The sequence below is a fragment of the Actinophytocola sp. genome (assembly GCF_035712165.1).
Lineage (GTDB): Bacteria > Actinomycetota > Actinomycetes > Mycobacteriales > Pseudonocardiaceae > DASYTH01.
The window spans coordinates 1-10,960 of sequence record NZ_DASTBH010000286.1 but is presented as its reverse complement, the minus strand read 5'-3'; the positions used below and the strand labels follow the sequence as shown (position 1 = coordinate 10,960).

12 protein-coding genes and 1 pseudogene are annotated in these 10,960 nt (G+C 71.8%); 2 read left to right on the top strand and 11 right to left on the bottom strand.

Features of this window, described 5'->3' with window-relative positions; genetic code table 11:
* Nucleotides 1–106: acyl-CoA dehydrogenase family protein (locus VFO68_RS16280; RefSeq protein ID WP_325159137.1), on the top strand; the 106-nt coding region annotated here is incomplete at its 5' end.
* On the opposite strand, the gene VFO68_RS16275 is transcribed toward VFO68_RS16280, so the two are convergent.
* Nucleotides 75–533, bottom strand: coding sequence for a nuclear transport factor 2 family protein (locus VFO68_RS16275; RefSeq protein ID WP_325159136.1), 459 nt, complete (start codon nucleotides 531–533; stop codon nucleotides 75–77). The genes VFO68_RS16280 and VFO68_RS16275 overlap by 32 nt on opposite strands.
* A 65-nt stretch (nucleotides 534–598) precedes the next feature.
* Here VFO68_RS16275 and VFO68_RS16270 point away from each other — a divergent pair, with 65 nt between their 5' ends.
* Nucleotides 599–1,171 carry a helix-turn-helix domain-containing protein gene (locus VFO68_RS16270; protein ID WP_325159135.1) on the top strand — a complete coding sequence of 191 codons (573 nt, stop codon included), beginning with the start codon at nucleotides 599–601 and terminating at the stop codon, nucleotides 1,169–1,171.
* 83 nt (nucleotides 1,172–1,254) lie between these two features.
* Here the strand turns inward: VFO68_RS16270 and VFO68_RS16265 are convergent, their stop codons facing one another.
* The 10 genes and pseudogenes from VFO68_RS16265 to VFO68_RS16220 all read right to left on the bottom strand — a co-directional run.
* Nucleotides 1,255–2,178 carry a hypothetical protein gene (locus VFO68_RS16265; RefSeq protein WP_325159134.1) on the bottom strand — a complete coding sequence of 308 codons (924 nt, stop codon included), beginning with the start codon at nucleotides 2,176–2,178 and terminating at the stop codon, nucleotides 1,255–1,257.
* Entirely contained in the window at nucleotides 2,178–2,522 is a 345-nt protein-coding gene (locus tag VFO68_RS16260) for a hypothetical protein (RefSeq protein ID WP_325159133.1), read from the bottom strand. The genes VFO68_RS16265 and VFO68_RS16260 overlap by 1 nt, the downstream gene beginning before the upstream one ends.
* 105 nt (nucleotides 2,523–2,627) lie before the next feature.
* Nucleotides 2,628–3,989, bottom strand: coding sequence for a TrpB-like pyridoxal phosphate-dependent enzyme (locus tag VFO68_RS16255; RefSeq protein WP_325159132.1), 1,362 nt, complete (start codon nucleotides 3,987–3,989; stop codon nucleotides 2,628–2,630).
* A 71-nt stretch (nucleotides 3,990–4,060) separates the two neighbouring features.
* The gene (locus VFO68_RS16250) at nucleotides 4,061–5,167 is read right to left on the bottom strand and encodes a DUF1015 family protein (protein WP_325159131.1); all 1,107 of its coding nucleotides are present in this window, start codon (nucleotides 5,165–5,167) and stop codon (nucleotides 4,061–4,063) included.
* Between the two features lie 383 nt (nucleotides 5,168–5,550).
* Nucleotides 5,551–6,237: a choice-of-anchor P family protein gene (locus tag VFO68_RS16245; protein ID WP_325159130.1), complete on the bottom strand. Its 687-nt coding sequence runs from the start codon at nucleotides 6,235–6,237 to the stop codon at nucleotides 5,551–5,553.
* Nucleotides 6,238–6,351: 114 nt separating this feature from the next.
* Nucleotides 6,352–7,830, bottom strand: coding sequence for an MFS transporter (locus tag VFO68_RS16240; protein WP_325159129.1), 1,479 nt, complete (start codon nucleotides 7,828–7,830; stop codon nucleotides 6,352–6,354).
* 33 nt (nucleotides 7,831–7,863) lie between these two features.
* Nucleotides 7,864–9,069: pseudogene (locus VFO68_RS16235) on the bottom strand (MFS transporter).
* 19 nt (nucleotides 9,070–9,088) lie between these two features.
* A complete protein-coding gene (locus tag VFO68_RS16230; RefSeq protein ID WP_325159128.1) occupies nucleotides 9,089–9,826 on the bottom strand; it encodes a pseudouridine synthase in 738 nt (245 codons plus the stop codon).
* Nucleotides 9,819–10,496 carry an SMC-Scp complex subunit ScpB gene (gene scpB / locus VFO68_RS16225; protein ID WP_325159127.1) on the bottom strand — a complete coding sequence of 226 codons (678 nt, stop codon included), beginning with the start codon at nucleotides 10,494–10,496 and terminating at the stop codon, nucleotides 9,819–9,821. Before scpB ends, VFO68_RS16230 begins: the two co-directional genes overlap by 8 nt.
* On the bottom strand, nucleotides 10,493–10,960 hold a 468-nt coding region (locus tag VFO68_RS16220), incomplete at its 5' end, for a segregation and condensation protein A (RefSeq protein WP_325159126.1). The genes VFO68_RS16220 and scpB, both read right to left, overlap by 4 nt.

The following is a 10,960-nucleotide window of genomic DNA, read 5'->3' as shown; positions in this document are numbered from 1 at the left end:
CCTGCTGGAGCACCTCTACCGCGAGGTGCGCGGCCCGCGGATCTACGAGGGCGCGACCGAGATCCAGCGCGAGATCATCGCGCGGCACCTGTTCCGGTCGCACTGACGGCGGCGATCAGGTCGGGCATCCGGCCGACGAGTTCGGCCAGCGTGAGCGGGTTCATGAAGTCGCGGTAGTGCACGATCTTGCCGTCCCGCACCCGGATGACCCCCAGCGCCAGCATCCGGTACGGCGCGTCGGTGACCCGGGAGACGCCGTGATGTTCGATCTCGGTGATCACCACCTCCGGGTCGTCGGTCTCATACACGACCTGGGTGACCTCATGCATGTCGAACATCCCGCGCATGTCGGCGCGTGCCTTGTAGAACTCCCGGATGGTGTCCTGCCCCTCCAGCCTGGACTGGAACCCGGGAACGAAGAACGGGAACTCCATCACCCCGTCCGGGGCGAACAGTTCGGCGAACTCGATGCCTGCGTTGCCCTCCACCATTTTGCGGGTCAGTTCGGCGATCTCTCGGGGGGTGCGGGACACGACGGCCTCCTATAATCGGAACGATGGACCCGGATAAGCCCGAAGATACGGAACGCGCGCCCCGCTTGTCAACGCGACCGCTGCGGGCCGATGCCGCACGCAACCGGGCGCGGGTGCTGGCGGCGGCGCAGGAGGCCTTCGCGGCCGAGGGACTCGCCGTTCCGCTGGACGACATCGCCCGCCGGGCCGGCGTCGGCGCGGGCACCGTCTACCGGCACTTCCCCACCAAGGAAGCCCTGTTCGAGGCGGTCATCCTGGACCGGCTGACCCGGTTCGTCGAACACGCCAGGTCGCTGGCCACCGCCGGCGACGCCGGCGCGGCGTTCTTCGACTTCCTGCGCCTGCTGATCACCGGGGCCCAGTCGTCCAAGGACCTGGCCGACGCGCTGGCCGGCACCGGCCTGGCGGCGCCGGGGCTGATCACCTCCGCCAAGCAGGCCCTGTACGAGGCCGGGCAGACGCTGCTGGAGCGGGCTCAGCAGGCCGGCGGGGTGCGCGACGACGTCGACATCGCCGCGGTGATGGCGTTGTTCACCGGCGCCACCACGGCCCTGCTGCAGCGACCCGACGATCCGGCGCTGCACCAGATGGTGTTCGCGGTGCTGCACGACGGCCTGCAGCCGCCGGTCGCGGACTGATCCCGATCGGATTGACGGCGAAGGAACCCAGATCCCGCGCGATGATCTCGGCAAGGCTCGCCAACTCGGTCATGTGAGCTCCCTCAGTGCGGCAGGTGCGCGGCGGCCAGCCCGACCCGGCGCAGCGCGGCCGCCGACACGGCCTGGTAGTAGCGGGCGAACGGAACTTCGGCGTCGTCCCCGGCGCCCTGCAACACCCCGGCCACCGCGACGGCCGGCGCCACGAGCCGCTGCGCCACCACGGCCGGCAGGGCCAGCAGCCCCACCTGGATCCGGGTGACCGCCACCCGACCGCCCGCCTGCTGATGCCCGGCCAGGACCGGATCGCGCAGCAGGCCGGTCAGCGCCCGCTCCGTACCGCCGGTGCGCACCAGCGCCACCTCGACCACCGGGCGGTGCACATGGAAGATCCGGGCCAGCGCCAACCGGCCGCCGACCGGCTCGTAGGCCAGCCGGGTCTTGGCGCCCGCGCCGATGAACGGGACCCCGTCCACCGAGTACGGCGCCCGCACCACGGCGCGTCCCGGGCCGCGGTCGAGCTCCGCGCCCGACTCGTCGAGTTTGATCCACTCGTCCAGCACCACGTCCACGTCGCCGAGCCCGTCCGGAAGCAGCCGGGCCGCCCGGAGCAGCTCGCCGGCGTCCTGGAACAGCATCGCGCTGGTGTGCTCGCCCAGCACGAACCGCCGCTCGGTGCCGTCGATGACCTCCTCGACGTCGTCCCACAGCCGGCGCTGGTCCGGAAACGCCCGGCACACCCGCGCATCGCGGGCCCGGACCGCGCCGCTGGCGGCGAAGAACTGGACCTCGCCGCGGTCGCTCGCGTGCGCGACACCCTCGGGCAGGTCGATCTCCACCGTGGCGCCGAGCGTGAAGCGCTCGTGCAGGGTCCGCACCGCGTGCAGACGCTCCTCGTAGGACGGTGTGGCCACGGTGGCCACCGGCAGCTCGGCCGGGACGTCGGGCACGGCCACCCGCCAGTCGATGTCGGAAAGGGACAAGCTCATCAGCACGAACCGCTGGCTCGATAGAACGTCCGCCCCCCGGAAGGATCCACTCGCAACGAAACCCAGTACACATCCGGGCTCTCCACCAGCTCGTTGGCCTCCGCCCAGGCCTGCTCGGCGGACATGTCGAACAGGCCGGCGAAGGTGTCCCGCAGCCCGCCGGCATAACCGGCGAACAGTGCGGCCCGCCGGTCCTGGCCACCGCCGCTGAAACAGACGTCGCGGAACCCGAGCAGACCGTCCCGCACCGGACCGTCCCAGACGGTGAAGTCGGGACGCACCCCGGCGAGCGGGTGCGGGTCGGTCCGGCCATCCACCTCGTAGCTGCCGACACGTAGCGCCATGGCATCCCTACCAGGTACTGGCGCCCGCCCGGATGCAGGCGCCCTCATCTGAAGGAGCCGTCGCCGACCTCCGTGGATACAAGTTTTGCCCGATCGGGCAGCTATCTATGTCATGCTCGGCAGGCCCTTCAGCGCTTCTTCCAACTCGTGCGGGGCAAGCTCGCGGTCCACCATCTCGCCGGCCAGATAGCTGGCGTAGGCCGGCAGGTCGAGGTGGGCGTGCCCGCACAGCGCCGTCAGGATCACCTTCTCCTCGCCGGACTCCTTGCAGCGCAAGGCTTCCCGGATGCATTCGGCCAGCGCGTGGGTCGGTTCGGGGGCCGGCAGGATGCCCTCCGCCCGGGCGAACCGGACGCCGGCCGCGAAGCACTCGCTCTGCGGCACCGCCACCGCGTCGACGAGTCCCAAAGCCACGATGTGCGACAGCAGCGGCGACATGCCGTGGTAGCGCAGCCCGCCGGCATGGATCGGGTCCGGGATGAACCCGTGGCCGAGTGTGTGCATCTTGAGCAGCGGGGTCAGGCCCGCGGTGTCACCGAAGTCGTAGGCGTAGACCCCGCGGGTGAACGACGGGCAGGCCGCCGGCTCCACCGCCCGGATCGTGGGGGCGATCCGGCCGGCCAGCTTCTCCCGCAGGAACGGGAAGACCAGCCCGCCGAAGTTCGACCCGCCGCCGGTGCAGCCCACGATCACATCCGGCCTGTCCCCGGCCAGCTCGAACTGCCGGATCGCTTCCTCGCCGATCACCGTCTGGTGCATCAGCACGTGGTTCAGCACGCTGCCCAGCGCGTAGCGGGTGTTCGGGTCGGCGGCGGCCATCTCCACCGCCTCGCTGATCGCGATCCCCAGGCTGCCGGTCGAGTCCGGGTGCTCCGCGAGCACCGCCCGGCCGGACGCGGTGCGGTCGGACGGGCTGGGGTGCACGGTCGCGCCGTACACCTCCATCATGATCTTGCGGTACGGCTTCTGGTCGTAGGAGGCGCGCACCTGCCACACCTCGCAGTCCAGACCGAACTGCGCGCTGGCGAACGCGAGCGCGCTACCCCACTGGCCGGCGCCGGTCTCCGTGGTCAGCTTCGTGACGCCCTCGCGCGCGTTGTAGAACGCCTGCGGCACGGCGGTGTTCGGCTTGTGCGAACCGACCGGGCTCACGCCCTCGTACTTGTAGTAGATCCGCGCCGGGGTGCCCAGCGCGCGCTCCAGCCGGCGGGCTCGGTACAGCGGCGACGGCCGCCAGAGCCGGTAGACGTCCAGGACCTCGCCCGGGATGTCGACGAACCGCTCGGTGCTCACCTCCTGGCCGATCAGCGCCTGCGGGAACAGCGGCGCGAGATCGTCCGGGCCGACCGGCTGCCCGGTCCCCGGATGCAGCGGCGGCGGGGGCGGCGCCGGCAGGTCAGGCACGATGTTGTACCAGGTGGTAGGCAGGTCCGACTCGTCGAGCAGGTACTTCGTTCGCTCGGTCATCCGGCCACAGTAGTGATGCCGGTCAGGTCACGCCGCCCTCGAACCACAAGCCCTTGTTCCGGCAAGATCGCTCAGGGCAGGTCCGCGAGCACCAGTCCGCTGCGTGGTTTCGGGGTGAAGAAGGTGCTCTTGCGCGGCATCCGCCCGCCCGCCGCGTGCGTGGCCAGCACGTCGGCCATCGGCACCGGGGCGATCCGCAGCACCGCGTCGGCGTCGTCGGGCACCGGCCGGCCGGCGGGCAGCGGACGCAGGTGCGGCCCCTCCGGGTCGAGCCCCAGCGCCCGGTGCACCAGCAGACTCTCCACCACCTCGTGATCGAAAGCGGTGGTGTCCGGCAGTTCGACCACCAGCGTCGTGCCCGCGCAGTCCACCGCCACCCGCCCGCGCGCCGGCTCCTCGGCTGCCCGCCGCACCGTCAGCCCGACGTCCTGCCACGCTCGGGTGAGTGCGGCGGCACCCAGTCCGGTGCCCACCAGCACTCGGTGAAACGCCCCGATCCGCAACCGCGGGCCCGCCGTGACCAGCCCCAGCAGGCCGTCCAACCCCGCCTCCAACGCCGCCGCCACCCGGTGGTTGCCGTCCGCCACCAGTAGCGGCGCCGCCCCGGCGACCTCCAACAGGTCCGCATCCCCGTTCACCCACACCCGGTGTCGCCGCCCACCGGAGTCCACAGTGGAAACGTCAGGCGGGCCCGCCGTCTCGATCGCACCGAGCACCGCCGCCGTCAACCGGTCCCCGTCCCGCACCGGCACCAGCATCGCGGCGCTAGTCAGGCAGCCCAGCCCGGAGATCACCGCCGCCCGCTCGGCGACCACCTGCGGGTAGACCTCCTCCACATGCGCCACGCCGTCGAGCCCCACCATGCACAGCACGCCGGCGACCGACCCATCCGGACCGTCCACCAGGTACGGCGCGACGATGTTGTCCGCCTGCCGGTATGCCGTCCGGCGCAAGACCGACAGCGTCGCGCGCGCCGCCGGCAGGGCCTGGTCGAGCGTCAACCCCTCCGCCAGCGCCGCAGGTGTCCGATGCGGATGCTGCACCGCCAGCAACGTCCGCCCATTACCGCGCGCCAGCGCGGCCACCACCCGCTCCGGCTCGGCAAACTCGTCCACATCCGGCCCGGGCACCTCACCCCGCAGCACCCAGCCACTGCGGATCGCCCGCACCCAACTCATCCGCGCACGGTAACCGCTCCCCCGCCGGCCCCCAACCCGGTGGTCGAACAAAGCGCGGGTGCGCACCCGCCTAGCCCAACTCGTTCAGGACACTGATGATGAGGCGCCTGGCCTCCGGCCCGAACACAGCGGATTCCCGAAGTAGATCGAACATTCTGGAGTACAGGGGACATTCCATGGCCGAAGCGCACCTCGTGCACGGTGCACAACGCTCTGGGTTTCTTCTTCCGCCAACCGGATTGGGCCGTGCTCGCCGTCCTCACCGGAACCCCAACCAGACCGGCGCAGCGGTCCGGGTGAACGAAAGGGCCGCCGGGGCGCCCGCTTCGCGGCCGTCCCGGCGGGATGTGTTGGGGGGTCTGGAACTCTGCGACCTGTGCGCGTCAGTGCGAGGAGCAATGCACCGAGCCGGCGACGAACTCACCTCGATTGGCTGAGGCGCCGCTGGGGAACAGTTGGACGCGCATGACGTTGACCGTGATGCTGCGGTCCGGTGGTTCGGTGCGGATCTGCTCGTTCAGCACGATCCGGGCGACGATCGGGTCGGTGGGCAGCCGGCCGGGGATGATCATCGTGTAGTTCGGCGGGATGCGGACGGGCAGCCACGCGCCCACCACGCCACTCACCCGCATGGTTGACCAGGTGTGCGACTGGCTGGCCTCGCAGTACACGGCGTAGCGCCCGATCCAGATCGCCGGACCGCCGAGTGGCTGTACCACGGGAAGTACGTAGAGCGAGCCGACCACCGAAACGGTGGCATTGCCCTCGTCGTCCATTCCGCACTGGCTCCAGCCCCAGCCGATGCTGACCTGGTTGCGCGTCGCGCCGCGGGTGAACCCGGTTTGCGCGCCCTCGGTGTCGCAGGCCGCGAGCCGCGCGATGGAGATCGTGTTTCCGGCGACCATCGCGTTCGCGTAGCCGACCGTTCCGGTGGCGGTGGGCGCGTTCGCCGTCGGGGGTGGTGGGGGCGGAGGTGGTGGCGGGGGATCCGCGGCCGCGGTCACCGGCCCGAGAACCGCGATCGAGACGAGTGAAAGCGCTACGGCCAGCCCTCTTCGTCTGAACTCCATGATGAACTCCTTTTGGGGAAGCGGTTTTGCTTACCAACCTTTGAGCTTCCCCTGGTCCGGTCGGGAATGTCGGCGCGGGAACACCATCGGACCCATGTGGACAACCCGTCCGGGCTACCGAACCAGGTTCGGTGCCGGATCGTTCGGCGTGCGGCGCTGACCGGGCGTGGGGCCGCGGTCCACCTCGTCGAACAGGGCGGCGGCCCGGGCGGCGGTGCGGGCGGCCCGGGCGGAGGTGCTGAGCAGGCCCAGGCCCACGATGCCGGCGCCGAGCGCGACGATCAGCCACCACATGCCGTCGGCGGCGGCGGTGAAGGCCGGTCCACCCTCGGCGAGCGCCGGGCCCACGATGGCGCCGGCGATCGCGACGCCGAGGGCGATGCCGGTCTGCCGGCCGGCGGAGGCGACCGACGTGGCCAGGCCGGCCATCGAGCCGGGCATCCCGGATACCGCGGTGTTGGTGATCGGCGGGTTGACGGTGCCCGAGGCGATGCCGAACAGCAGGAAGACCGCGAGCACGGCGAGCAGCGGGGTGGTCGGCTCCAGCCACACCGATGCCGCGCCACCCAGCGCGAGCGCGACGCCGGAGACGACCAGCGGCAGCCGCGGACCGCGCCGGCCCACCAGCCGCCCGGTCAGCGGCGACAGCAGCACGATCATCAGCCCGACCGGGACCAGGCACAGCCCGGCGGTCCGGGCCGGCAGCCCGCGGACCTCCTGCAGGTACAGCGTGGTCACGAACAGGAACGCGCCGAACCCGCACATGGCGAACAACGCTGTCACGATCGCCGAACTGAACGGCACGCTGCGGAACAACCGCAGCTCCAGCAGCGGGTCCGCCCGGCGCGGCTCGTAGGCGAGGATCCCCACCACGCCAAGCCCGGCCACGGCGAGCAGCGCGACGGTGACCGGCGACGTCCAGCCCAGCCGGGCGGACTCGATGATCGCGTAGACCACGCTGCCCAGCACCAGGATCACCAGAATCTGCCCCACCGGGTCGAACCGTCGCGGCCGGGGCGCCCGGGACTCCGGCACGAACAGCATGGCGGCCACGAACGCGGCGATCACGATCGGCACGTTGACCCAGAAGATGGACCGCCAGCCGAACCCGTCCACCAGCGCGCCGCCGAGAATCGGCCCCAGCCCCAACGCGAACCCGGACATTCCGGCGAACACCCCGATCGCCCTGGCCCGCTCCGCCCGATCGGTGAACGCGGTGACGATGATCGCCATTGCCACCGGGTTGAGCATCGTCCCGCCCACCGCCTGCAGTCCCCGCGCGGCGACCAGCCACTCGACACCGGGCGCCAGACCGCACAGCAACGACCCGAGCCCGAAGGTGGCCAGCCCGATCTGGAACACCCGCCGCCGCCCGAACCGGTCGGCCGCGGACCCGGCCATCACCAGGAAACTGGCCAGCACCAACGTGTATGCGTCCACTGTCCACTGCAGACTTGAGACCGGCGCGTTCAGCTCCCGGCGCAGCGCCGGCAACGCAACGTTGACGATGGAGATGTCCATCGCCACGACGACGATGCTCGCGCAACAGATCGCGAGCACCAGCAGTCGGCGACGGCGGCTCAGCTCAGGCACGACTCCACGGTAGGACCTCGAGACCACTCGAGGTCAAGCCGGCAGCCGGGCGCCGCGCAGCGGGGCGGCGGTCAGGGCGACCGCCTGGGCGAGCAGGCCGGCGGTGGCGAGCCAGAGGGTGGGACGGGTGTCGGCGAGGGCCCCGCCGAGCGGGGCGCCGATGACGATCATGCCTCGGTTCATCGAGCGCATGGTGGCGTTCATCCTGCCCTGCAAGCGATCCGGGGTCACCGCCTGGCGGAACCCCATCTCGGCGGGCCCGTCCAGGCCGATGGACAGGCCGAACAGCAGTTGGGCGGCGCCGAGCAGGACGAGGCCGGTGGGGCCGGCCCCGGCGAACGGGACGAGCACGAAGGCGACGGGGGTCAGCAGGCGACCGGCGACCATGGCCGGCCCGGACCCGAACCGGCGGACCACCCAGCCGGACAGCGAGGCGCCGGCGAGTCCGCCGACTCCGGCCAGCGCGAACGTCACACCGAGGGCGAACGCGTCGAAACCCAGCTCGCCCAGCACGAAGTAGGGGTAGACGACACCGATCATGCCGGTGCACAGGAACCACGCATGCGAGGTGAGCGCCAGCGGCGCGAGCATCCGGTGCCGGTACACCCAGGCCAGCCCGTCCCGCAGCTCCCGGCAGAGGTGCCGGGTCGCCGGCCGCGACACCGGCTCGACCGTGCGCAGCCGGGTGAGCACCAGACCGGACACGAGATAGGAGACGGCGTCCACCAGGATCGCCAGCGGGGCGCTGATCACCTTCACCAGTCAGCCGGCGAGCACCGGACCCAGGGTCTGCGCCACCGCGTTGGTCTGCTCCAGCCGGGCGTTGGCCTCGGTGAGCAGTCCGGCCGGCACCAGCCTCGGCAGGTACGACTGGTGCGCCGCGTCGTAGCTCAGCGACAGCAGGCCGAGGACGGCCACCAGCGCGATCAGTACCGGCAGGGTCAGCAGGCCGACCCAGGCCAGCAGCGGGATCACGCCGAGCACCGCGGCCCGGGTGAAGTCGGTGCCGACCAGGACCGGCCGGCGGCGATACCGGTCCACCAGCACCCCGGCCAGCAGACCGAACAGCAGGTACGGCAGCAATCGGGCGGCACTGAGCGCACCCAGCCCGGTCGCCGACGACCGCAGGGTCACCACGGCAAGCACCTGCAGCGCCAGCGTGGTCACGTAGGTGCCGACCATCGACACGGCATCGGCCACCCAGAACCGCACGTAGTCCCGGTGGGAAAGCAGTGTCACATCGCTTTCCAGCCGGCGGCTAGAGGCCGACGGCGCCGTAGAGGGAACCGACCTCGGCGCGGGTGAGGGCGCGCAGCGAGCCGGCGCGCTGGTCGCCGAGGTGCACGTCGCCGACGCGGGTGCGGACCAGGCGTTGCACCGGATGGCCGACCTCGGACAGCAGCCGCCGCACGATGTGTTTGCGGCCCTCGTGCAGGACCACCTCCACCAGGGTCCGGCCGGGCAGGCTGTCCACCACCCGGAACGAGTCCACGGTGACCATGCCGTCGTCCAGCTCGACCCCGTCGCGCAGGGACCGGCCGAGGTTGCGTGGCACCCGGCCGGTGACCTCCGCCAGGTAGGTCTTGAGCACCTGGTAGGACGGGTGCATGAGCCGGTGCGCGAGGTCGCCGTCGTTGGTCAGCAGCAGCAGCCCCTCGGTGTCGGCGTCCAGCCGCCCGACGTGGAACAGCCGGTCCCGCCGGTCGCGCAGGTAGTCGCCGACGCACGGCCGGCCGCGCTCGTCGGACATCGTCGTGTGCACACCGCGCGGCTTGTTCAGGGCCAGGTGGACCAGATCGTCCCGGACCACCACCCGGATCCCGTCCACGTGGATGACCGCGGTGTTGGGGTCGACGCGGCGGCCGAACTCGGTGACCACCTGACCGTCCACGCTGACCCGCCCCTCGGCGATCAGCTCCTCGGCCGCCCGGCGCGACCCCACCCCGGCCTTGGCGAGCACCTTCTGCAGCCGGATTCCCTCCGCAGGCTCAGACATCGTCGATCGCATCCACCTCGGGCAGCAGCGGCGCGATCGGCGGGAGCTCCTCCAGCGAGGACAACCCGATGCGCTCCAGGAACAGTTCGGTCGTGCGGTACAGGATCCCGCCGGTGTCCCGGTCGGTGCCGGTCTCCTCGATCAGCCCGCGGGCCAGCAGCGTACGGATCACGCCGTCGACGTTCACCCCGCGCACCGCCGCCACCCGTGCCCGGGTCACCGGCTGCCGGTAGGCGATCACCGCCAGGGTCTCCAGCGCCGCCCTGGTCAACCGGGACCGCTGCCCGTCGAGCAACAGCTTCTCCACGAACGGCGCGAACCGGTCCCGGGTGTAGAACCGCCAACCGCCGCCGACGTGCCGCAGGTCGATCCCGCGGCCCTGGTCGGTGTAGGCGTCGGCCATCCGCCGCAGCGTCTCCCGCACCCGCTCCACCGGCGCGCCCACCACGGTGGCCAGCAGGTCCTCCTCCGCCGGCGAGTCGACCACGAGCAGCAGCGACTCCAACGCCGCCTCCAGCTCGGCGTCTTCGGTCAGTTCCGGAACGTCGCCGGCCATCGGGACCTCGGCCGCGTCCTCGCTCGCCGCGTCCGGCGCCTCGGCCGGTTCCGCGACCTGCTCCCCGGCGAGCTCCGTCGGCTCGGCCTCGTCCACTTCCTCGGGTGCGATCACCCGTACTCCTCCTCCTCCGCACCGGCCAGGGCGGCGTCGGTGGCCGCGGTCGCGTCCGCCACGCTGCCGCCGGTCCAGTGCACGTGCAGGTCGCCCAGGGCGTCGTCCTGCTGGAAGGCCACCACCGACTCCTTGTACAGGTCGAGCAGGGCGAGGAACCGGGCGACCACCTCCACCGTGTGCGCGCAGTCGGCGATCAGCTCGGCGAAGCTGGCCCGGCCCGAGGTGGCCAGCCGCACCCGCAGCAGCCCGGCTTGCTCGCGCACCGAGACCTTGGAGCTGTGCAGGTGGTCGATGGAGATCGTCGGCGGCGGTTTGGGCCGGAACACCGCCGCGGCGATCTCGGCGAACCGCTGGGCGTCGACGCCGAGCATCACCTCGGGCAGCAGGGCGGCGAACCGGTCCTCCAGCGCGACCGAGCGCGGGTAGCGGCGCAGCGCGCCCGCCTCCAGCTCCCCGAACAG